3 protein-coding genes are annotated in these 25,725 nt (G+C 72.5%); all 3 read left to right on the forward strand.

What is annotated here, in order from left to right; genetic code table 11:
- Positions 1 to 340 precede the first annotated feature (340 nt).
- Complete coding sequence (locus OG928_RS06425) at positions 341 to 1,204, forward strand: phytanoyl-CoA dioxygenase family protein (RefSeq protein WP_406280432.1); 864 nt, start codon at positions 341 to 343, stop codon at positions 1,202 to 1,204.
- Positions 1,205 to 1,375: 171 nt separating this feature from the next.
- The gene (locus tag OG928_RS06430; RefSeq protein ID WP_406280434.1) at positions 1,376 to 25,483 is read left to right on the forward strand and encodes a non-ribosomal peptide synthase/polyketide synthase; all 24,108 of its coding nucleotides are present in this window, start codon (positions 1,376 to 1,378) and stop codon (positions 25,481 to 25,483) included.
- On the forward strand, positions 25,483 to 25,695 hold the full coding sequence (locus tag OG928_RS06435; protein WP_406280436.1) for an MbtH family protein: 213 nt from the start codon (positions 25,483 to 25,485) through the stop codon (positions 25,693 to 25,695). The genes OG928_RS06430 and OG928_RS06435 overlap by 1 nt, the downstream gene beginning before the upstream one ends.
- Positions 25,696 to 25,725: the final 30 nt, after the last annotated feature.

The following is a 25,725-nucleotide window of genomic DNA, read 5'->3' on the forward strand; positions in this document are numbered from 1 at the left end:
AGATTTCGTCCGGATCACCACGCCCGCCGCGGGCGCCCTCGCGAATCATGATCATTTCTCTCTGGCGATGATCCCGATCGGCACTCGACAATCAACCGGACAACCTGGGTACATTGCCGGTCGTTGACGGTTCCGTGGATCTGATGTGATAGTTGCCGAGGGGCTCCCCGGGGTCGGGATGCGCATGCGCGTCGTCGGTTGATCTCGGGAATGCCGGAGGAGACGACCTCGACGGATCGAGGCCCGAGCGCCGCCGCGCGGCGCGGGTCTCGCCTGTGCAAATGCCGTCGAGCGTTCCCCATGCCGGCACAGATGCGCAGGTCAACGCCCCACCGGCGCGATGAGCGAGCGCGCGACGACGATCCGTCGAGGTCTGGCGGAAACCTTCGATCCGACCTGGAATAAAGCAATGAAGCTGACGGAAACACAGCTCGAGGAGTACGGAAACAATGGGTTCGTGCTCTTGCCCGAACTCTTTTCGAAAGAAGAGGTGGACATCCTCTGCGAGGCCCTCGAGGAAGACGGCTCGACGCCCGGACCACACCTTGTCACCGAGGCGGACGGTCATACCCTGAGGGCGATCTATGCTTCCCATCTGCGCCATCCGGTATATCGGCGATTAATTCGGTCGGATCGCCTCCTGGCACCGGTAAAGCAACTCGCGGATGACGAGTTGTATATCCATCAGCTCAAGGTGAATGTGAAACATGCGCATGGCGGAGAGCAATGGGCATGGCATCAGGATTTCATCGTCTGGCGCGACGCCGACAATATGCCGGCACCTCGCGCGGTCAACGTCGGGATATTTCTCGACGATATGAATGAATACAACGGATCCCTTGTCTTCCTTCGCGGATCCCATCGGCTCGGCACACTCGAACGCAAGGGCCACGGCGCGATCGACGCGGGCCGGCACATCGACCCCGACGATTACTCCCTGGATGCCGAGGAATTGGGTCGATTGACCACCGCGCACGAGATGACCAGCCCCAAGGGAAGCGCCGGCTCGGTGGTCCTCTTTCACCCCGAGGTAATTCACGGCTCCGCGCTGAATATCTCGCCCTTCCCGCGCAGGCTGCTGATCGCCACCTACAATCCGATCACCAACGAGCCGAGGCCCGCGGGCCGCCCGCGCCCGGAGTACCTGGTCGGCCGAGCCGGTGCGCCGCTGGTCGCGCAGAAGGGCCCCGTGCGGGCGAACTGACCCCGTCGCCGCGCCCTCCCGGGCGCCGCCCCGCGGTACCCCGTAGCCGGCGCGCCGCGCGCCCGGCCCCTTGCCGGCGCCACCCGTCGGGCCCGTTCCCGGTGCGGTGTCGCGCCGTGCCCCGCCGCCGCTCCGGCGCGGATTCCGCTCGCCCCTTCCCATGGAGTCGTCATGCGCAATGTCGATGAGAAATCCGCCACGAACTTGCCCGAGACGACACTGCCGGTGCTGTTCGAATTACAGGCCGCGATCACTCCGCATTCCATTGCGGTCACCGATGGTCACGAAGCGTGGTCGTATGCGGAACTCGACATGCGCGCCAACCGCATCGCGTGGTGGCTCATCGAAAGAGGCATCGGCCCCGAACAGCCGGTCGGGGTGGCGCTGCCCCGCTCGATGGATCAGGTCGCGGTACTACTCGGAATCCTGAAGTCCGGTGCCGCCTACCTACCGATGGATCCGGCCCTGCCCGCCGAACGAATTGCCTATATCGCGAACGACGCGGCGCCCGCGCTGGTGCTTACGGACAGCACGGTGGCGGACATTTCGACGGGGACGCGGACCGGCGAAACGGTGTGCGTCGACAACCCCGCGATCGCCAAAGCCTGGGACCGATACCCCGATTCCGCCCCGAGCGACACGGACCGGCGTCACCCGCTCACACCGAGCCACTTGGCGTACGTGATCTATACCTCCGGTTCCACGGGCGCGCCGAAAGGCGTCGGCGTACCGCACACCGGAATGGCCGCGCTCGTCGCGACCCTGGTCGAACGCTGCGCGGCGAACAGTGACAGCCGAGTCCTCCAACTCGCTTCCCTGGGCTTCGATGTCGCCGTATGGGAACTCCTCGCGGCATTCGCCGCCGGCGGCACCCTGGTCCTGCCCAGGGCCGAACTCCTCGCCGGAGCCGAGCTCGCGACGGTGCTGGCCGACGAGCGCATCACCCACGCGACCATCCCGGTCTCGGTACTGGCGACGCTGCCGCCGGGCACCGAGACCGGACTGCCCGACCTGCGGGCGCTGCACACCGGCGGCGAGGCATGCCCGCCCGAACTGGTCCGGCGCTGGTCGACGAATCGGCGGATGCTCAACGGCTACGGGGCGACCGAGTGCACGATCGCGGTGACCCTCAGCGAGCCGCTGTCCGGCTCCGGCGCACCGATCGGGCACCCGATCGTGGGCACGCGCGTACACGTCCTGGACGAGCGGCTGGCCCCGGTGGAGCCGGGCGTCGCGGGCGAACTCTACGTCGCGGGCGCCGGATTGGCGCGCGGCTACCTGGGCCGGAGCGGGCTCACCGCGGGCCGGTTCGTCGCCGACCCGTTCGGTCCCGCCGGCACCCGCCTGTACCGCACCGGCGACGTCGTGCGCGCGGACGGGGACGGGCAGCTCGAATACCTGGGCCGCACCGACGACCAGCTCAAGATCCGCGGGGTCCGGGTCGAGCCCGGCGAGGTGGAGGCCGTGCTGCAACAACGGCCCGGGATCGCCCAGGCGACCGTCCTGGCCCACCCGGACCCGCGCGGCGACCTCTACCTGGTCGCCTACGTGGTCGCGACCGACGGCGCGGACCTGGACGAGGGCCGGCTGCGCGACGAACTGCGCCTGCTGCTGCCCGAAGCGATGGTGCCCGCGGTCGTGCTGACCCTGGCCGAGATGCCGCTCACCGCGAACGGCAAGGTCGACCGCAAGGCGCTGCCCGAGCCCGGATACGACACCGTCCCGGGCCGCGCTCCGAGCACCCCGCGCGAGGCGCTCCTGCAGGCGCTCTTCGCCGACGTCCTCGGGCTGCCCGGGATCGGCGTCGACGACAACTTCTTCGACTTCGGCGGCCACTCGCTGCTGGCCACGCGGCTGGCCGGCCGGATCCGCGCCACGCTCGGCGTGGACCTGCCACTGCGCGCCCTGTTCGAGGCGCCCACCGCGGCCGCGCTCGCCGCGAGCCTGCCGCAGGACGGCGGCGCGCCCGTGCGCCCGCTCGCCCGCGAGCACCGTCCGGACGTGTTGCCGCTGTCGTTCGCGCAGCAGCGCCTGTGGTTCCTGTACAAGCTCGAAGGCCCGTCCGCCACCTACAACATGCCGCTCGCCCTGCGGCTGACCGGCGAACTCGACCACGCCGCGCTCGAAGCCGCCCTGGGCGACGTCATCGCCCGACACGAACCGCTGCGCACGGTGTTCCCCGAGGTCGACGGCGCTCCTCGCCAGCACATCCTGGAACCCGCGCGGGCCGGGCTCGACCTGTCGGTCCGCAGGGTCCACGCGGACGACCTCGACGCCGAACTCGACCGCTGTGCCCGGCACGCGTTCGAGTTGACCACCGAGATCCCGATCCGGGCCGAGCTGCTGGCCACCGGGCCCGCCGAGTCGGTGCTGATGCTGGTGCTGCACCACATCGCCGGCGACGGCTGGTCGGCCGGACCGCTGGCCCGCGACCTGGTCGCCGCCTACGCGGCCCGCCGGGACGGGCAGGCGCCGCAGTGGACTCCGCTGCCGGTCCAGTACGCCGACTACACGCTCTGGCAGCACGAGGTGCTCGGCGACGACACCGACCCGGACAGCATGTTCAGCCGCCAACTCGCCTACTGGACCACGCAGCTCGCCGAACTCCCCGAGCAGGTCGGCGTGCCCGCCGACCGACCGCGCCCCGCCGTCGTCTCGTACGCCGGCGACGTCACGGGCTTCATCGTGGACGCGCGACTGCACCGCGACCTGGTCGAGCTGGCCCGCAGCTGCGACTCGACCGTCTACATGGTCCTACAGGCCGCCATGGCCACCCTGCTGACCGGCCTGGGCGCGGGCACCGACATCCCCGTCGGTGGCGGCGTGGCCGGGCGTACCGACGAGAACCTGGACGAGCTGATCGGGTTCTTCGTCAACATGCTGGTGCTCCGCACCGACACCTCGGGCGACCCCACCTTCACCGAACTCCTGGGCCGCGTACGGGAGACCAGTCTGTCCGCGTACTCGCATCAGGACATCCCCTTCGAGTACCTGGTGGAGCGGCTCAACCCGCAGCGATCCGCCGCGCACCACCCGCTCTTCCAAGTCGCGCTGGTCCTGCAGAACAACGAGGAGGCCCGCTTCGACCTGCCCGGGCTCGTCGTGCGCTCGGAGATCCGGGACGCCGGAACCTCGCGCTTCGACCTGTTCCTCAGCCTGACCGAGGAGTTCGACCCGGCGGGCGCGCCGGCCGGGCTGACCGGGACCGCGGAGTACGCCACCGCCCTGTACGACCCGGCCACCATCGAGACACTGCTGGCCCGGTGGACCCGACTGCTGCGTGAGCTGGTGACCGAGCCCGATCAGCCGATCGGCGCGGCATCCCTGCTCACCGCGCCCGAACGCGAGCTTCTCCTGAGCGACTTCGGGCAGAGCCCCAGGGACCTGCCCCGGGCCACGCTGCCGGCGATGCTCGCCGCCCAGGCCGCGGCCACCCCGCACGCCCCGGCCCTCAGCGACCCCGACGTGACCTGGTCCTACGCCGAGTTGAACGCGCGGGCGAACCGGATCGCGTGGTGGCTGATCGGTCGCGGTCTCGGCCCCGAGGACATCGTGGGGGTGGCCCTGCCCCGCTCGGCGGAGCGGATCGCGGTCATCCTCGGCGTGCTCAAGGCCGGCGCCGCCTACCTGCCGATCGACCCGGTCTTCCCGGCCGGCCGGATCGGCTACATGGTCGAGAACGCCTCCCCCGCCCTGGTCCTGACGACCCGTCGGGCGGCCCGCGACCTGCCGCACGACCTCGCCGCGCGGCCGCTCGCGGTGGACGCCCCGGAGATCGTCGACGCCTGGCGGGAGTGCCCGGACACCGACCCGACCGACGCCGACCGCACCACGCCGCTGAGCCTCGCGCACCCGGCCTACCTGATCTACACCTCGGGCTCCACCGGGAAGCCGAAGGGCGTCGTGGTCCCGCACCACGGCCTCGTCGATCTGAGCGCGACCCTCCAGGAGCGCTGCCACGCCGCGCCCGACAGCCGCGTTCTCCAGCTCTCCTCCCCCAGCGTCGACGCGTCCGTGCTGGAGATCGTGCTGGCCTTCGGAGGCGGCGCGACCCTCGTGGTGCCCGCGCAGGACCGGCTCGCCGGCGAGGAGCTGGCCCGGGTGCTGGAACAGAGCCGGATCACCCACGCGCACATCCCGCCGTCCGCGCTGGCCACCATCCCGACCGAGGCCGCCCGGCGGTTGACCGGGTTCCACACGCTCAGCGTCGGCGCCGAGGCCTGCTCGCCCGAGCTGGTGGAGCTGTGGCTGCCGGGCCGGCGGATGGTCAACGCGTACGGCCCCACCGAGTCGACCGTCGTCGCGTCGCACACCCGAGACCTCACCGGGGCCCGCGCGCCGATCGGCCGGCCCGTGCTGAACACCCGGCTGTACGTGCTGGATCGGCGACTGCGCCTGGTGCCGCCCGGCGTCGCCGGCGAGCTGTACATCGCCGGCGAGGGCCTGGCCCGCGGCTATCTGGGCCGCCCCGGGCTGACCGCCGACCGGTTCGTCGCCGACCCGTTCGGGCCGGCCGGGTCGCGGATGTACCGCAGCGGCGACCTGGTCCGCTGGAATCGCGACGGGGAGCTCGAATACCTCGGGCGGACCGACGACCAGATCAAGATCCGCGGCTTCCGGATCGAGCCGGGCGAGATCGAGAACGCGCTCACCCGGCACCCGGCCGTCGCGCAGGCCCTGGTCACCACCCGCGACGATCACCGCGGCGACCCCGCGCTCGTGGCCTACATCGTGCCCCGGTCGCGTGCCGAGGAGGCCGAACACGACGCGGAGCGCGGCGAGCAGGTCGCCGAGTGGCGCGACATCTACGACTCGGTCTACAGCCGGCCCAGCGAACTGCGGCCGGGCGACGACTTCATCGGCTGGAACAGCTCGTACACCGGCGAACCGATCCCGATCGACGAGATGCGCGAGTGGCAGCACGCGGCCCTGGCGGCGATCCGCGCGCACCGGCCGCGCCGGCTCCTGGAGATCGGCGCGGGCTCCGGGTTGCTGCTGGCGCCGCTGGCCGGCGAGGTCGAGTCCTACTGGGCCACCGACCTGTCCCAGCCCTCGATCGACCGGCTCGCGCGGCTGGTCGAGGCGGACGGCTGGGAGCACGTCCGGCTGCGGTGCCAACCCGCCGACGACACCACCGGTCTGCCCACCGGCCAATTCGACACGATCGTGCTGAACTCGGTCGTCCAGTACTTCCCCGGGGCCGGCTATCTCGCCGAGGTCCTGGACCGGGCGCTCGAACTCCTGGCCCCGCACGGCCGGATCGTGCTCGGCGACATTCGCCACCACGGCCTGCTGCGCACCCTGCACACCGCGATCCAGGGCCGCGAGGGCGCCGATCCCGCCCGGCTCAAGGCCGCCGTCGAACACGCCGTCGTGGTCGAGAAGGAACTGCTGATCGCACCGGAGTTCTTCCACACCTGGGCCGCCGAGCGCGGGGCCGGCGTCGACATCCGGCTCAAGCGCGGCGCCGCGCACAACGAACTCACCCGGCACCGCTACGAGGTCGTGCTGCACAAGGCACCGGCGTCCACCACGTCGCTCGCCGGGGTACCCGCCCTGGCCTGGGGCCGTGACCTCACCGAACTCCCGGACGAGATCGAGGGATTCGTCCGGATCACCGACATCCCGAACGCGCGCCTGATCGCCGAGGTGGCCGCGACGCGCGCGCTCACCGAGGACGCGTCGGCTCCCGACGGCCCGGCCCTGGACCCCGAGGACATCCACCGCTGGGCCGCCGAACACGGCCGGACCGCGGTCACCACGTGGTCCCCGCAGCGCCTGGACACCTTCGACGCCGTCCTCGTCGCCGCCGGCGCGACCGGCGTCCTGGTCGACCCGTACCGCCCCGCGGCCACCGGCCGCCCGCTCGCGGCCCTCACCAACGACCCGGCGGGCTCGCGCACCACCGGACAGCTGATCACCGCGCTCCGGCAGGAGCTCAAGGAGCAACTCCCGGACCACATGGTGCCGTCGGCCATCGTGGCCGTCGAGCGGATCCCGCGGACCCCCAACGGCAAGATCGACCGCAGGGCGCTGCCCGACCCGACCTACGTCCCGGGCTCCGGCCGCGCCGCCCGCACGCCGCAGGAGGAGATCCTGTGCCGGCTGTTCGCGGAGATCCTGGGCCTGCCGCAGGTCGGCGTCGACGACAGCTTCTTCGACCTCGGCGGCCACTCGCTGCTGGCCACCCGACTCATCAGCCGGATCCGCGGCGTGCTCGGCGCCGAGATCCCGCTGCGCACCGTGTTCGAGGCCCCGACGCCGGCCGGACTCGGCCGGTTCCTCGCCGACGACGGGGTCACGGCCCGGGCCGCCGTGGTGCCCGTCGCCCGGCCCGAGGTGCTGCCGCTGTCCTTCGCCCAGCGGCGCCTGTGGTTCCTGCACAGGCTCGAAGGCCCCTCGGCCACCTACAACTCGCCGCTGGCGTTGCGGCTGACCGGTCGCGTCGACCACGCGGCCCTGCGGGCCGCACTCGGCGACGTCGTCGCGCGGCACGAGCCGTTGCGGACCGTCTTCCCCGACATCGACGGCGAGCCGTACCAGCACATCCTGGCGCCGGCCGACGCCGTACTCGACCTCGACGTGGTCGAGCTCGGCGTGGACGAACTGTCCGACGCGCTCGACCGGGCCGCCCGGCACGCGTTCGAGCTGTCCGCCGAAATCCCGGTCCGGGCCACCCTGTTCACCACCGGTGCGACCGAGTCCGTGCTGATGCTGGTGCTGCACCACATCGCCGGCGACGGCTGGTCGATGGAACCCCTCGCCCGCGACCTGGTCACCGCCTACGCCGCGCGCCGCGACGGTGTCGCGCCCACGACCCCGCCGCTGCCGGTGCAGTACGCCGACTACACCCTGTGGCAGCGCGATCTGCTCGGCGAGGACACCGACCCGGACAGCGCTTTCGCTCGTCAACTGACCTATTGGACAAGGCAGTTGGCTAACCTGCCCGAGTTGGTCACCGTGCCCGGCGAACGCCCGCGCCCGGCGGTGGCGACCTATACCGGCGCGGTAGCCACGTTCGGGTTCGACGCCCAGCTGCACCGGGACGTCACCGACCTCGCGCACGCGTCCGGCACCACCGTCTTCATGGTGCTCCAAGCCGCGCTCGCCACCCTGCTGAGCCGGCTCGGGGCCGGCGAGGACATCCCGATCGGGTCGCCGATCGCCGGTCGCACCGACGAGAACCTCGACGACTTGGTCGGCTTCTTCGTCAACACGCTGGTCCTGCGCACCGACACCTCGGGCGCCCCGACCTTCACCGAACTCCTGGGCCGGGTGCGGGAAACCAGCCTCGCCGCGTACACCCATCAGGACATTCCGTTCGAGCATCTGGTGGAGAAGCTCAACCCGCGGCGCTCGACCGCGCACCACCCGCTGTTCCAGATCCTGCTGGTGCTGCAGAACACCGCGGGCGTCGGCTTCGACCTGCCCGGACTGCGGGCCGACGTGGTGCCGGTCGGCACCGGGGTGTCCCGGGTCGACCTGACCGTCAACCTCGCCGAGACGCACGACTCCGACGCCCGGGCCGCGGGCATCACCGGGGCGGTCGAGTACGCCACCGACCTGTACAGCGCCGCCGACATCGACGCGTTGACCTCGCGCTGGGCCCGTCTGCTGCGCGCCGCCGTGGCGCACCCCGACCGGCCGATCGGCGACCTCGACGTGCTGACCGCGCCGGAACGCGACCGGCTGCTCGGCGACTGGGGCCGCGCCGAGCACGCGCTGCCCGAGGCCACCCTGCCGGAGCTGTTCCGCGCCCGGGTCGCCGCCACGCCGGATGCCCCGGCCGTCGTCGACGCGCTCGGCTCGTGGTCCTACGCGGAGCTGAACGCCCGCGCGAACCGGATCGCGTGGTGGCTGATCGGGCAGGGCCTGGGCCCGGAACGGCTCGTCGGCGTCGCGATGCCCAAGTCGGCCGAGCAGCTCGCGCTGTTCCTCGGCATCCTCAAGGCGGGCGCGGCCCACCTGCCGATCGACCCGGACTACCCCGCCGACCGGATCCGGTTCATGGTCCGCGACGCGGCACCCGACCTGGTGCTGACCACCAGGGACGTACTGCCCACCCTGCCGGAGGAACTCGGGGCGAGCGCGGTGGCCGTCGACGCGCCGGCGCTCCTCCGGACCTGGGCGGAGCGCCCGGAGCACGACCCGACCGACGCCGACCGCACCCGACCGCTCACCGCGCGGCACCCGGCGTACGTCATCTACACCTCCGGTTCCACCGGCCGGCCCAAGGGCGTCACCGCGACGCACACCGGCCTGGCCGGCCTGGGCGCGTCGTTGCGCGAGCGCGGCGCGGTCGACGCCGACAGCCGGGTACTCCAGCTGTCCTCGCTCAGCTTCGACGCGTCGGTGCTCGAATACCTGATGGCCTTCGGCGCCGGGGCCGCGGTGGTGGTGCCCGGTCAACGTCGGCTCGCGGGCCCGGAGTTGGCCGACGCCCTGGCCGACGGTCGGATCACCCACGCGTTCATCCCGCCGTCGGTGCTGGCGACCCTGCCGCCGGACGCCCCGGCGCGCCTCATCGGCTTGCGCTGCCTGATCGTCGGCGCCGAGGCGTGCCCGCCCGAGCTGGTCGAGCGCTGGTCCACCGGACGACGCATGGTCAACCTGTACGGCCCGACCGAGACCACCGTCGCCGCCACGATCAGCCGGCCGCTCGACCACGGCCGCACCCCGATCGGGCACACCAACGTCAACACCCGGCTGTACGTGCTGGACGAGCGGCTGCGGCTTGCCGCGCCGGGTGTCGCGGGCGAGCTGTACATCGCCGGCTCCGGGGTGGCCCGCGGCTATCTGAACCGTCCCGGCCTGACCGCCGGACGCTTCGTCGCCGACCCCTTCGGACCCGCCGGCACCCGGATGTACCGCACCGGCGACCTGGTCCGCTGGAACCACGACGGCGAACTCGACTACCTCGGCCGCACCGACGACCAGATCCAGATCCGCGGCTTCCGCGTCGAACCCGGCGAAATCCGCGACACCCTCACCCGACACCCCGACATCGCACAAGCCACCGTGCTCGCCCGCGCCGACCGGCACGGGGACCTCGCTCTGGTCGCCTACGTCGTGCCCGAGACGGGCTTCATCGAGGCCCGCGTACGCGAGGACCTGCGCCGGCGACTGCCCGACTACATGGTGCCCTTGGCCATCGTCGCGCTCGACGCCATCCCGCTCACCCCCAACGGCAAGATCGACCGGGCCGCACTCCCGGATCCCACCCACGCCGGCGGCCCCGGCCGGTCGGCGCGGACGCCCCGCGAGGAGATCCTCTGCACGCTGTTCGCGGAGGTCCTCGCGGTGCCGCGGGTCGGCATCGACGACAGCTTCTTCGACCTCGGCGGCCACTCGCTGCTGGCCACCCGGCTCACCAGCCGCGTGCGCGGCGTGCTGGGTGTCGAACTCCCGTTGCGCACCCTGTTCGCCGCCCCGACGCCGGCCGCCTTGGCCCGCCGGCTGGACGAGGCGGCGGGCCGGAGCCGGACCGCGCCGGCCCCGGTCGGGCGGCCGGACCTGGTACCGCTGTCGTTCGCCCAGCAGCGCCTGTGGTTCCTGCACAAGATGGAGGGCCCGTCGGCGACGTACAACTCGCCGCTGGCGATCCGACTGACCGGCGAGGTCGACCACGCCGCGCTCGAAGCCGCGATCAACGACGTCGTGGCCCGACACGAGGCGCTGCGCACGGTCTTCCCCGAGACCCAGGGACAGCCGCACCAGCTGATCCTGGACCCCGAGCGGGCACACGTGGTGCTCCACCTGTCCGACGTCGCGGAGGGCGACGCGCTGACCCAGGCGCTCGACCTGGCCGCGCGCCACGCCTTCGACCTGGCCGACGAGATCCCGATCCGGGCTCGGCTGCTGCGCACCGGGCCGGCCGAGTCCGTGCTGATGCTGGTGCTGCACCACATCGCCGGCGACGGCTGGTCGATGGAACCCCTCGCCCGCGACCTGGCCGCGGCCTACGCCGCCCGGCACGCCGACGCGGACACGGCGCCGCAGTGGCCGGCGCTGCCCGTGCAGTACGCCGACTACACCCTGTGGCAGCGCGAGCTGCTCGGCGACGACGCGGACCCCGACAGCCTGTTCGCCCGTCAGTTCCACTACTGGACCGAGCAGTTGGCCGAGCTGCCCGAACAGGTCACCGTGCCGACCGATCGACCCAGGTCCGCGATCGCGTCGCACAGCGGCGAGATCACCACGCTCGAACTCGACGCCGATCTGCATCGCGACCTGACCGCGTTGGCCCGCGCGTCGGGCACGACGATGTTCATGGTGTTCCAGGCCGCGCTGGCCACCCTGCTGACCCGGCTCGGGGCCGGTGCCGACGTGCCGATCGGCTCGCCCGTGGCGGGCCGCACCGACGAGGAACTCGACGACCTGGTCGGCCTGTTCGTCAACATGCTGGTGCTGCGTACGGACACCTCGGGCGACCCCACCTTCACCGAACTCCTGGCCCGGGTCCGCGAGACGAGTCTGTCCGCGTACGCGCACCAGGACGTCCCGTTCGAATACCTGGTGGAGAAGCTCAACCCGGAGCGCTCCACCGCGCACCACCCGCTGTTCCAGATCATGCTGGGCCTGCACAACACCGCCGCCGCCCGGTTCGACCTCCCGGGGCTCCGGGCCGACCTGGAGAACATCGGCACCGGCGTGTCCCGGGTCGACCTGACCGTCAACCTCGCCGAGACCTTCGACGACGCGGGTCGTCCCGCGGGCGTCACCGGCCTGGTCGAATACGCCACCGACCTCTACGACGCCGACACCATCGCCGCGTTGACGGCCCGCTGGGTCCGCCTGCTGCGCGCGGTGGCGACCGACCCGGACCGGCCGATCGGCGGCCTGGACCTGCTCACGTCCGAGGAACAGGACCGACTGCTCACCGAGTGGGGTCGGGCCGAGCAGGGTGTGCCCGAGGCCACCCTCCCGAAGCTGTTCCGGGCCGGGGTGCGGGCCACGCCGGACGCGCCCGCCGTCGCCGACGGCACCACGTCGTGGTCGTACGCCGAACTCGACGCCCGGGCCAACGAAATCGCGCACTGGCTGATCGCACGCGGCGTCGGCCCGGAGCGGATCGTCGGCGTCGCGCTGCCCCGCTCGATCCGGCAGGTCGCGGTGGTCCTGGGCATCCTCAAGGCCGGCGCGGCCTACCTGCCGATCGACCCGTCCTACCCGGCCGAGCGGATCGGCCACCTGCTCCGCGACGCGGATCCGGGCCTGGTCCTGACCACCAGGCGGGTGGCACACGACCTGCCCGACCACGTCGCCGATCGCCTGGTGGCCGTGGACGACCCCGACACGGCCGCGGCCTGGGCGCGGTGCGCGGAGACCGACGTCGACGCGGGTGCCCCGCATCACCCGGCGTACGTGATCTACACGTCCGGCTCCACCGGCACGCCCAAGGGTGTAGTGGTCACGCACACCGGCCTGGCCGCGCTCGCGACCACCCACCGGCGGCGGCTCGCGGTGAACGCGAACTCGCGCGTGCTGCAGTTCGCCGCGCTCGGCTTCGACGCCGCCGTGTGGGAACTGGTGATGGCGCTGGCCTCCGGTGCCCGCCTGGACCTGCACGACGCGGACCGGCCCGCCGGCGAGGAACTCGCCCGCCTGCTCGACGACCGTCGGATCACCCACGTCACCCTCCCGCCGTCGGTACTGGCGACGCTGCCGGTCGGCGCCGAGGACACCCTGGCCGAGCTGTCCACACTCGTGGTGGCCGGCGAGTCCTGCCCGCCCGATCTCGCGGAGCGCTGGTCGCGCGGCCGGCTGATGGTCAACGCCTACGGCCCCACCGAATCCACGGTGTGCGCCTCCACCAGCCCGGCCCTGTCCGGCCGGCACGCGCCGATCGGGTACCCGACGATCGACACCCGGCTGTACGTCCTGGACGAGCGGCTGCGGTTGGCCGCGCCGGGCGTGGCCGGCGAGCTGTACCTCGCGGGCGCGGGATTGGCCCGCGGCTACCTGGGCCGCGGCGCGCTGACCGCGGAGCGGTTCGTCGCCGACCCGTTCGGCGCGGCCGGCACGCGGATGTACCGGACCGGCGACCTGGTCCGCTGGAACCGGGCCGGGCAGCTCGAATACCTCGGGCGCACCGACGACCAGATCAAGATCCGCGGCTTCCGGGTCGAACCCGGCGAGATCGAGGCGGTGTTGCGCCGACAGGCCGGGGTGGCCCAGGCGCTCGTCGTCGCCGACACCGACCACCAGGGCGACGTGCGGCTGGTCGGATACGTGGTGCCGAGCCCCGACGCGAGCTTCACCGCGCCGGTCGTGCACGAGGCGTTGCGCCGGCTGCTGCCCGACCACCTGGTCCCCGCGGCGATCGTCGGGCTGCCCGCGATTCCGCTCACGCCCAACGGCAAGATCGACCGCAAGGCGCTCCCGGATCCCGATTTCGCCGCCGCGTTCGCAACCGGGCGGGCGCCGCGCACGCCGCAGGAGGAGATCCTGTGCACGCTGTTCGCGGAGATCCTCGGGCTGCCGCGGGTCGGCGTGGACGACAGCTTCTTCGACCTCGGCGGGCACTCGCTGCTGGCGACCCGGCTGATCATCCGGATCCGCAACGTGCTCGGCGCCGAACTGTCGCCGCGCACCCTGTTCATCGCGCCCACCGTGGCCGAGCTCGCGCCGTACCTGAACCAGGACGCCCCGATCCAGGCCGCGTTGACCCCGATGCCGCGACCCGCGGCGCTGCCGCTGTCGTTCGCGCAGCAACGGCTGTGGTTCCTGCACAAGTTGGAGGGCCCGTCGGCGACGTACAACGTCCCGCTGGCGCTGCGGCTGTCCGGCCGGCTCGACCGGAGCGCGCTCGCCGCGGCCCTGGACGACGTCGTGGCCCGGCACGAGCCGTTGCGCACGGTGTTCCCGGAGACCGACGGCCGGCCGCGCCAGCACGTTCTGGATCCCGAGCGGGCCCGCCTGGACCTGGCCGTGCACGAGGTGGCCGAGGGCGCCGAACTCACCGAGGCGCTGAACCGGGCCGCCCGGCACGCGTTCGAGCTGTCCGCCGAAATCCCGGTCCGGGCCACCCTGTTCACCACCGGTGCGACCGAGTCCGTGCTGATGCTGGTGCTGCACCACATCGCCGGCGACGGCTGGTCGATGGAACCCCTCGCCCGCGACCTGGTCACCGCCTACGCCGCCCGGCGCGGCGGCACCGCGCCGCAGTGGGCGCCGCTGCCGGTGCAGTACGCCGACTACACGCTGTGGCAGCGCGACCTGCTCGGTGACGACAGTGATCCCGACAGCGCCTTCAGTCGGCAACTCGCTTACTGGACCGAGCAATTGGCGGATCTGCCGGAGCAGGTCGGCGCACCGACCAATCGGCCGCGCCCGTCGGTTGCGTCCTACAGGGGCGAGATGGCCGCGCTCGATCTGGACGCGCGACTGCACGCCGATCTGGCCGAGCTGGCCCGCTCTTCGGGCACCACCGTGTTCATGGTGCTCCAGGCCGCCCTGGCGGCGTTGCTCACCCGGCTCGGCGCGGGCGAGGACGTCCCGATCGGCTCGCCGATCGCCGGGCGGATCGACGAAAACCTGGACGACCTGGTCGGGTTCTTCGTCAACACGCTCGTGCTGCGTACGGACACCTCCGGCGACCCCACCTTCACCGAACTGCTGGCCCGGGTCCGGGAGACCAACCTCGCCGCCTACACCCACCAGAACATTCCGTTCGAGCACCTGGTGGAGAAGCTCAACCCGCACCGCTCGACGTCGCACCACCCGCTGTTCCAGATCATGCTGGCGCTGCAGAGCACCGCCGAGGCCGACTTCGACCTGCCCGGTCTACGAGCCCGATTCGAGCACGCGGGCACCGGTGTCGCGCGTGTCGACCTGTTCCTGGGCCTCGGCGAGCGGCGCGACGCCGACGGCACCCCCGCGGGCATCACCGGAGCCGTCGAGTACGCCACCGACCTCTTCGACGCCGCGACCGTGGACGCGTTCACGGCCCGCTGGGAACGGCTGCTGCGTGCCGTGGCGGCCGATCCCGATCAGCCGATCGGGGCCGCCGACCTGCTCACCGACGACGAACGCCGGCGGCTGCTCACCGAGTGGACGCCGACCGACCCCGCGGTGACCGAGCAAACGCTGCCCGCCCTGCTGGCGGCCCGTGTCGCGGCCGGCCCGGACGCGCCGGCCATCGCCGACGACCACGCCTCGTGGACCTACGCCCAGCTGAACGCGGACGCGAACCGCACCGCGCACTGGCTGATCGAACGCGGAGTCGGCGCCGGGGACATCGTCGGCATCGCCATGCCGCGGTCGCCCGCGCAGTTCGCGGTGCTCCTGGGCGTGCTCAAGTCCGGCGCGGCCTACCTGCCGATCGACCCCACCCACCCCGCCGAGCGGATCCGGTACCTGATCGCCGACGCGGCCCCCGTCCTGGTGCTCACCCTCGACGGGGTGCTCGAACCGGACGTCGCCGCCGACGTGACGGCCGCCGAGGTGGTGGCCGTCGACACCCCCGCGATCATGTCCGCCTGGACCCGGGCCTCGGACGCCGATCCCGCCGCCGACCGGTCATCCGACCCGCGCCAGGCCGCCTACGTCATCTACACGTCGGGTTCGACCGGCACCCCCAAGGGCGTCACGGTCACCCACGCCGGCCTGGCCGGTCTGGGCGCGACCCTGCGCGAGCGGTGCGCCGCCGGACCGGAGAGCAGGGTCCTGCAACTGGCCTCGCTCGGCTTCGACGCGTCGGTGCTGGAACTGATGCTCGCGGTCACCGCCGGTGCGACGCTGGTGGTCCCCCCGCAGGACCGACTCGCCGGGGACGAGCTCGCGGACGTGCTGGCGGAGGGCCGGATCACGCACGCGTTCATCCCGCCGTCGGTGCTGGCGACCCTGCCGCCCGGGGCACCGGCGCGCCTCGTCGGCTTGCGCTGCCTGATCGTCGGCGCCGAGGCGTGCCCGCCCGAGCTGGTCGAGCGCTGGTCCACCGGACGACGCATGGTGAACCTGTACGGCCCGACCGAGACCACCGTCGCCGCCACGATCAGCCGGCCGCTGGACCACGGCCGCACCCCGATCGGGTATCCGCTGCTCGACACGCACCTGTACGTCCTCGACTCGCGGCTCGGCCTCTTGCCGCCGGGCGTCCCGGGCGAGCTGTACGTCTCGGGTCCGGGCCTGACGCGCGGCTATCTGAACCGTCCCGGCCCGACCGCCGGACGCTTCGTCGCCGACCCCTTCGGACCCGCCGGCACCCGGATGTACCGCACCGGCGACCTGGTCCGCTGGAACCACGACGGCGAACTCGACTACCTCGGCCGCACCGACGACCAGATCCAGATCCGCGGCTTCCGCGTCGAACCCGGCGAAATCCGCGACACCCTCGCCCGACACCCCGACATCGCACAGGCCACCGTGCTCGCCCGCGCCGACCACCGGGGCGACATCGCGCTCGTGGCGTACGTCGTACCAACCGGCGAGGACTTCTCCGCGGCCCGGGTGCGGGACGACCTGCGCCTGCGACTGCCCGACTACATGGTGCCCTCGGCCGTCGTCGCGCTCGACGCCATCCCGCTCACCCCCAACGGCAAGATCGACCGGGCCGCGCTGCCCGAGCCCGAGCACACCCCGAGCGCCGCCGGGCGAGCGCCACGGACGCCGCGCGAGGAGATCCTCTGCGCGCTGTTCGCGGAGATCCTCGGCGTCCCCCGGGTCGGCGTCGACGACAGCTTCTTCGACCTCGGCGGCCACTCGCTGCTCGCCACCCGCCTCACCAGCCGCATCCGCACCGCCCTCGGCGTCGAACTCCCGCTCCGGACCCTGTTCGAGGCCCCGACCGTGGCCCGCCTCGGCGAACGCCTGGCCGGCGCCGACGGCTCGATCACCCGGACGGCACTCGTGCCCGCCGTGCGTCCGGACGTGCTGCCGCTGTCGTTCGCGCAGCAGCGCCTGTGGTTCCTGCACAAGCTCGAAGGCCCCTCGGCCACCTACAACATGCCGCTCGCCCTGCGGCTGACCGGCGAACTCGACCACACCGCGCTCGAAGCCGCCCTGGGCGACGTCATCGCCCGACACGAACCACTGCGCACGGTCTTCCCCGAGGTCGAGGGTGTGGCCCGGCAGGACATCCTCGACCCCGAGCGGGCGATCGTCCGGTTGGGCTGCACGCACACCGACGAGGAGCGGTTGCCCGCCGAACTCGACGCCATGGCCCGGGAACCGTTCGACCTGGCCGGCGAGATCCCGATCCGGGCCCGGCTGTTCGCGACCGGCTCGAACGAGTCGGTGCTGATGCTGGTGCTGCACCACATCGCCGGCGACGGCTGGTCGTTGGTGCCGTTGGCGCGCGACCTGTTCGCCGCCTACGCCGCCCGGCACGCCGGCGGCGCGCCCGACACGCCGGCGCTGCCGGTCCAGTACGCCGACTACACGTTGTGGCAACACGACCTGCTCGGCGACGACACCGATCCGGAGAGCCTGTTCTCCCGGCAGTTCCGGTACTGGGCCCAGGAGTTGGCCGATCTGCCGGAACAGGTCGGCGCCCCGACCGATCGGCCCCGGCCGGCCGTCGCCTCGTTCGCGGGCGACGTGACCACCTTCGAGTTCGATGCCCGACTGCACCAAGACCTCACCGAACTGGCCCGCTCGTCCGGCACGACCGTTTTCATGGTGCTCCAGGCCGCGCTGGCGACCCTGCTCACCCGGCTCGGCGCGGGCACCGACATCCCGGTCGGCAGCGGCGTGGCCGGGCGGACCGACGAGAGCCTGGGCGACCTCGTCGGCTTCTTCGTCAACATGCTGGTCCTGCGCACCGACACCTCCGGCGACCCCACCTTCGCCGAACTCCTGGACCGGGTACGGGAAACCAGCCTCTCCGCCTACGCGCACCAGGACGTCCCGTTCGAGTATCTGGTCGAGAAGCTCAACCCGCACCGTTCGGCGACCCGTCAGTCGCTCTTCCAGATCGCCCTGGTGCTCCAGAACAACGAGGCGGCCCGGTTCGAACTGCCGGGCCTGGACGTGCGATCGGAGACCCTCAAGACGGGTACCGCGCGCTTCGACATGTCGCTCAGCCTGAGCGAGAACCGGACCGCCGCCGGCGCGCCGGCGGGCCTGTCCGGCACGGTCGAGTACGCGACGGACCTCTACGACGCGGACACCGTCGACGCGTTCACCACCCGATGGGCACGCGTGCTGCGGGCGGTGGTCGCCGATCCCGACCGGCGGATCGGCGGTCTCGATCCGCTGACCCCGGACGAGCGCGAGACGCTGCTCACCGATTGGGGCCGCACCGAGTACGACGCCGCACCGACGACCCTGGCGCAGCTGTTCGAGGCGCGTGTCGCGGCCGCCCCCGACGCACCGGCGGTGACCGACGCGCGGGTGTCGTGGACGTACGCGGAGCTCGACGGCCGCGCGAACCGGATCGCCCGCTGGCTGGCAGGGCGCGACATCGGCCCGGAGCGCCTGGTCGGCATGGCGCTCCCCCGGTCCGCCGAACAGATCGCGGTGATCCTGGGCATCCTCAAGACCGGCGCGGCCTACCTGCCGATCGACCCCGCCTACCCGGCGGAGCGGATCGCGTACATGCTCGGCGACGCCGAACCGGCGCTGGTGCTGACCACCCGGCAGGCCGCCGCCGAACTGCCCGGTGCGCCGGTGCCGGTCGACTCCCCCGAGACGATCGCCGCCTGGGCGGGGCTCGCCGACACCGCTCTCACCGATGCCGAGCGGACCGCCCCGCCGGAGGCGCGGCACCCGGCGTACGTGATCTACACCTCCGGCTCCACCGGTGCCCCCAAGGGCGTCGTGGTGCCGCACGCCGGTCTGGCCGGACTGGGCGAGACGCTGCGGGTCGGCGGCGCGGTCGACGAGAGCGCGCGCGTGCTCCAGCTCTCCTCGTCCAGCTTCGACGCGTCGGTCCTGGAACTGGTGGCGGCGGTCACCGCCGGGGCGACGCTGGTGATCCCGGAGCACGACCGGCTCGCCGGGGACGAGCTCGCGCGGGTGTTGGCCGACGGCCGGATCACGCACGCGCTGATCCCGCCCTCGGTGCTGGCGACGCTGCCGGCCGAGGCGGCCGGGCGACTCACCGGGTTCCGCACGCTGATCGTCGGCGCCGAGGCGTGCCCGCCGGAGCTGGTCCGGCACTGGGCGCCGGGCCGTCGGATGGTCAACGCGTACGGGCCCACCGAGTCCACCGTCGTCGCGGCGCTCAGCGCGCCGCTCGCCGACGGCACGGCGCCGATCGGCCGGCCGGCCGCGGGGACGCGCGGGTACGTCCTCGACGAGCGGCTGCGGCTGCTCGCGCCGGGGGTCGCGGGCGAGCTGTACCTCTCGGGCGCGGGACTCGCCCGCGGTTATCTCGGGCGCGGCGCGCTGACCGCGGCGCGTTTCGTGGCCGACCCGTTCGGCCCGGCCGGCGCGCGGATGTACCGCACCGGGGACCTGGTCCGCTGGGATCGAAACGGCGACCTGGAATACCTCGGGCGGACCGACGACCAGGTCAAGATCCGCGGTTTCCGGGTCGAGCCCGGCGAGATCCGGGCCGCGCTCCTTCGGCATCCCGCGGTCGCGCAGGCGGTCGTCGTGGCGCACGAGGGACGGCAGTTGGTCGCGTACGTGGTGCCCGGGGACCCGGCCGCGGAGGAGACCGCGCCGGACCTGGACGACGAACGGGTCGCCGAACGGGTCGCCGAACAGGTGGCCGAGTGGCGGGACATCTACGACTCGGTCTACACCGAGCCGGTGCCGTTCGAGCCGGGCGAGGACTTCACCGGTTGGAACAGCTCGTACACCGGTGAGCCGATCGCGCTCGACGAGATGCACGCGTGGCGGGACGCGGCCGTCGCCGCGATCCGCGAGCACGGGCCGGGCCGGCTCCTGGAGATCGGTGTCGGTTCGGGGCTGCTCCTGGCACCGCTCGCGGGCGACGTCGAGGCCTACTGGGCCACCGACTTCTCCGCACCCGTGATCGAGCGGCTGAAGGGCCAGGTCGAGCGGGCCGGTTGGGACCATGTCGAGCTGCGCTGCCAACCGGCGGACGACACCACCGGTCTGCCCACCGGCTACTTCGACACCATCGTGCTCAACTCCGTGGTCCAGTACTTCCCGAGCCACGCCTACCTCGCGAACGTGCTCGACAAGGCCCTCGAACTGCTCGCCCCGCAGGGCCGGATCATCATCGGCGACGTCCGCCACCACGGCCTGCTGCGCACCCTGGCCACCGCGATCCACAGTCGTGACCTCGCCGCCGACCCCGCCCGACTGCGGGCCGCCGTCGAGCACGCGGTGGTGGTCGAGAAGGAACTCCTGATCGCCCCCGAGTTCTTCGGCACCTGGGCCGACGACCGCGGCGCGGGCGCCGACATCCGGCTCAAGCGCGGCACCGCGCACAACGAGCTCACCCGGCACCGCTACGAGGTCGTCATCCACAAGGCGGCCGGCACCTCGCTGGCCGGGCTGCCGACCCTGACCTGGGGTCGGGATCTGACCGAACTCCCGGACCACGTCGATGGTTTCGTGCGGATCGCGGACATTCCCAACGCCCGGCTCACCGCCGAGGTCGCGCTCGTCGGCGACGTACCGGCACCCGTCGGGCCGGTCCTGGACCCGGAGGACCTGCACCACTGGGGCCGCGAACACGGCCGCCGCGTGATCACCACGTGGTCGGCCCACCGCCTCGACGCCTTCGACGCCGTCGTGCTGCCGGCCGACATGTCCGGGCCGTTCACCGACGTGCGGCGCACGGTCGGCTCTCCGCGCCCGCTCGCGGCGCTGACCAACGACCCGGCCGGCTCGCGCACCACCGGCCGACTCCTCACCGAGCTGCGGCAGAGCCTGAAGCGGCAGCTGCCCGAGCACATGGTGCCCGCCGCGGTCGTCGCGCTCGACGCGATACCGCTCACCCCCAATGGCAAGCTCGACCGGTCGGCGCTGCCCGCCCCGGAGTTCACCGGTGCCGTGACCGGACGTGCGGCGCGCACCCCGCAGGAGGAGATCCTCCGCACGCTGTTCGCGGAGATCCTGGGCCTGCCGCAGGTCGGCGTCGACGACAGCTTCTTCGACCTCGGCGGCCACTCGCTGCTGGCCACCCGACTCACCAGCCGGATCCGCAGCGTGCTCGGCGCCGAGATCCCGCTGCGCGTGCTGTTCGAGGCGCCCACCGTGGCCCGGCTCGCCGAACACCTGGCCGCCGACGGCGGTCGGACCCGAGCCCGGCTGACCCCGGTGGCCCGCCCCGAGGTGCTGCCGCTGTCCTTCGCCCAGCAGCGCCTGTGGTTCCTGCACAAGCTCGAAGGCCCCTCGCCCACCTACAACATCCCGCTGGCCCTGCGGCTCACCGGGCCGTTGGACCACGACGCGCTGGAGGCCGCCCTCAACGACGTGGTCACCCGGCACGAGGCGCTGCGCACGGTCTTCCCCGAGGTCGACGGCCGGCCGCGCCAGCACATCCTGGATCCGGCCCGGGCCCGGGTCGAACTCGGCACCCGGCGGGTCGGCGCGCAGGAACTCGCCGGCGAGCTGCACCGCGCCGCGCGCGCGGAGTTCGAGCTGGCCGAGCAGATCCCGCTGCGGGCCCGGTTGTTCACCACCGGTCCCACCGACGCGGTGCTCCTGCTGGTGCTGCACCACATCGCCGGTGACGGCTGGTCGATGAACCCGCTGGCGGGCGACCTGGTGACCGCGTACGTCGCCCGGCACGCCGGCCACGCGCCGGACTGGGCGCCGCTGCCGGCGCAGTACGCCGACTACACCCTGTGGCAGCGCGAGCTGCTCGGCGACGACAGCGATCCCGACAGCACGTTCAATCGGCAACTGACCTACTGGGCAGAGCACTTGGCCGGACTGCCGGAACAGGTCACGGCGCCGGCCGATCGACCCCGGCCCGCCGTCGTCTCGTACGCGGGCGACACGTCCGGGTTCGAGCTGGACGCGCGGTTGCACCGCGACCTCGCCGAGCTGGCCCGCGCGTGCGATACGACCGTGTTCATGGTCCTCCAGGCGGCACTGGCCACGCTGCTCACCCGGCTGGGTGCCGGCGAGGACATCCCGATCGGCTCGCCGATCGCCGGGCGCACCGACGAGAACCTGGAGGACCTGGTCGGGTTCTTCGTCAACACGCTGGTGCTGCGCACGGACACCTCCGGCGATCCCACCTTCGCCGAACTCCTGGGCCGGGTCCGGGAAACCAGCCTCGCGGCCTACACGCACCAGGACGTGCCGTTCGAATACCTGGTGGAGAAGCTCAACCCGCAGCGGTCCACCGCGCACCACCCGCTGTTCCAGATCATGCTGGCGCTGCAGAACACCGCCCCGGTCGCGTTCGAACTCCCGGACCTGCGAGCCGGTTTCGAGGGCGTGGGCACCGGGGTCTCGCGCGTCGACCTGTTCCTGAGCCTGAACGAGGAGCGCGACGCCGGCGGTGGGCCGGCCGGTATCTCGGGGGCCATCGAATACTCGACGGACCTCTTCGATCCGGCGACCGTCGAGGCGTTCGCCGGGCAGTGGACCCGGCTCCTGCGCGCGGTCGTGGACGACCCGGACACGCGGATCGGGGAACTGGAGATCCTCACCGCCGAGGAGCGGCGGCGGGTGCTCTCCGATTGGTTCCCGACCGACCCCGGTGTCGCCGAGGAGACCCTGCCGGCGCTGTTCCGGGCCCGGGTCGCGGCGACCCCGGACGCGTCCGCGGTCACCGACCGGAGAGTGAGCTGGACCTACGCGGAGCTGGACGCCCGGGCGAACCGGATCGCGCACTGGCTGATCGCTCGCGGCCTGGGGCCGGAGCGGCTCGTCGGCGTCGCGCTGCCGCGTTCGGCCGAGCAGATCGCGACGATCCTGGGCGTCGTCAAGGCCGGCGCGGCGTATGTACCGATCGACCCCGACTATCCGACCGAGCGGATCGCGCACATCCTCCGCGACGCCGCCCCCGAGCTGGTCCTGACCAGTCGTCAGGTGGCCCGGGAGCTGCCCGAGGACCTCGGCGTCGAGCGGATCGCGGTCGACACCGAGGAGATCACCGCGGCGTGGGACGCGAGCCCCGACGCGGATCCGTGCGACGCGGACCGCACCGCCGTGCCGGATCCGCGGCATCCGGCGTACGTGATCTACACGTCCGGTTCGACCGGGACACCCAAGGGCGTCACGGTCACCCACGCCGGTCTGGCCGGCCTGGGGGTCACCCTTCGCGACCGCTGCGACGTGGCCGCGGACGCCCGCGTGCTCCAGCTGTCCTCACCGGGCTTCGACGCCTCCGTGCTCGAACTGATGATGGCGGTCACCGCCGGGGCGACGCTGGTGGTGCCCGAGCAACGGCGGCTGGCCGGCTTCGAGTTGGCGCAGGTGCTGGCCACGCAGGCCATCACGCACGCGTTCGTGCCACCGTCGGTCCTGGCCACCCTGCCGCCCGAATCCGCCGACCAGCTGACCGGCTTCCGCACGCTGATCGTCGGCGCCGAGGCGTGCCCGCCCGAACTGGTGGACCGCTGGGCGCCGGGCCGCCGGATGGTCAACCTGTACGGCCCCACCGAGACCACGGTGGCGGCGACCATCAGCCGGCCGCTGGACGAGCGGCGCACCCCGATCGGCTACCCCCTCGTCAACACCCGGACGTACGTCCTCGACGAGCGGCTGCGGCTGCTGCCGCCGGGCGTGGACGGCGAGTTGTACCTCGCGGGCCCGGGCCTGACCCGCGGCTATCTTGGGCGCGCCGGCCTGACGGCGGGCCGGTTCGTCGCCGACCCGTACGGCCCGGCCGGCGGCCGGATGTACCGGACCGGGGACCTGGTCCGCTGGAACCGCGACGGTGAGCTGGAGTATCTGGGCCGGACCGACGACCAGGTGCAGATCCGCGGCTTCCGAGTCGAACCCGGCGAGGTCGCGGGCGCGTTGACCCGGCATCCGGACGTGGCCCGAGCAGCCGTGCTCGCCCGCGCGGACCATCGCGGCGACCCGCGCCTGATCGCGTACGTGGTGCCGGCGATCGAGGACTTCTCGGTGCCGCGGGTGCGGGACGACCTGCGGCGGCAACTCCCGGACCATCTGGTGCCCGCGGCCATCGTCGAACTGGCGGAGATCCCGCTCTCGGCCAACGGCAAGGTCGATCGCGCCGCGCTGCCGGATCCGGAGCACACCGCGATCGCGGGGCGTGGGCCGCGCACTCCGCAGGAGGAGATCCTCTGCACGCTCTTCGCCGAGATCCTCGGGCTGCCGCAGGTCGGCATCGACGACAACTTCTTCGACCTCGGTGGGCATTCGCTGCTCGCGACCAACCTCACCCGGCGGATCGGCGACGTGCTCGGCGTCGAACTCCCGCTGCGCACGGTGTTCAGCGCACCGAGCGTCGCGCAGTTGATCCCGCACCTGTACGACGGCGACCTGGAGGACAACGCGTTCGACGTGCTGTTGCCGCTGCGTACGCAGGGCGACGGGGTACCGCTGTTCTGCGTCCATCCGGGTGCCGGGATCTGCTGGTCGTACGCCAACCTGCTGCTGCACCTGGGCCGGGAGTTCCCGGTCTACGGGCTCCAGGCGCGCGGCCTGTCCCGACCGGACGAGCTGCGCGCCTCGGTGGACGAGGTGGCCGAGGACTGCATCGCCGAGATGCTGCGGATCCAACCGCACGGGCCGTACCACCTGCTGGGCCAGTCGTTCGGCGGCATTGTCGCGCACGCGATGGCGGCGAAGCTGCAGGAGCGCGGGGAACAGGTCGCGCTGATCGTCTCGCTGGACTCCGAGCCGGCCAGGCCGCTCACCGAGCGCGAGCTGAGCCTGCTCGCCGATACGGCGAAGAACACCGGCCGAATCTACGTCGGGATCCTGGAGATCCTCGGCGCGCGTTCGGAGGATCGCGACGAGCCGCTCACGTTCGCGCAGTTCTCCCAGCTGGCGCGGACCACCAACACCGTGCTCGGGAACATCGAGGAGGACGACTTTGTCACGATCATGAGCGTGCTCCAACGCAACATCGCGCTCGCCACGGAGCACCGGCACCGCCGGGTGGCCACCGACCTGCTCGTGTTCGCCGCCGGCGACGAGCCGGAACGCGTCATGCGGCCGGACGTCTGGGACGACTACATCGACGGCACGGTCACCTACCACCGGCTCGCGTGCACCCACAGCACCATCACGACACCGGAGATCCTCCGCGAGATCGGCCCGCTCATCGAGGAGCGGCTGCGCCGGACCACGCTCGATTCCGCCGAGGCGGGAACGGGCGGGGATCCGGAACCCGGCACGATCCCGGGCGCCGACCCGAAGACGACCCGACCGAACACGACCCACCCGAACACGACCCACTCGAACACGACAGAGGAGCAGCACTGATGGCGAACCCCTTCGACGACACCGACGGCACGTTCGTGGTCCTGGTCAACGACGAGGCCCAGCACTCGCTCTGGCCCGCCTTCGCCGACGTGCCCGCGGGCTGGACGGTGGTCCATCCCGAGGACACCCACGCGGCGTGCCTGGACTACATCGAGCAGAACTGGACCGACATGCGCCCGCGCAGCCTGGCGGAGGCCATGGACAACGCGTGACCCGACCAGGCTCCGCCCGTCCCGCCGGTG

The sequence above is a fragment of the Embleya sp. NBC_00896 genome (genome assembly GCF_045207785.1).
Lineage (GTDB): Bacteria > Actinomycetota > Actinomycetes > Streptomycetales > Streptomycetaceae > Embleya.

What these genes read in the sequence shown, in the direction of transcription:
- OG928_RS06425 (WP_406280432.1), top strand. Translation starts at nt 341, where the DNA reads ATGAGCGAGCGCGCGACGACGATCCGTCGAGGTCTGGCGGAAACCTTC.
- OG928_RS06435 (WP_406280436.1), top strand. Translation starts at nt 25,483, where the DNA reads ATGGCGAACCCCTTCGACGACACCGACGGCACGTTCGTGGTCCTGGTC.
- OG928_RS06430 (WP_406280434.1), top strand. Translation starts at nt 1,376, where the DNA reads ATGCGCAATGTCGATGAGAAATCCGCCACGAACTTGCCCGAGACGACA.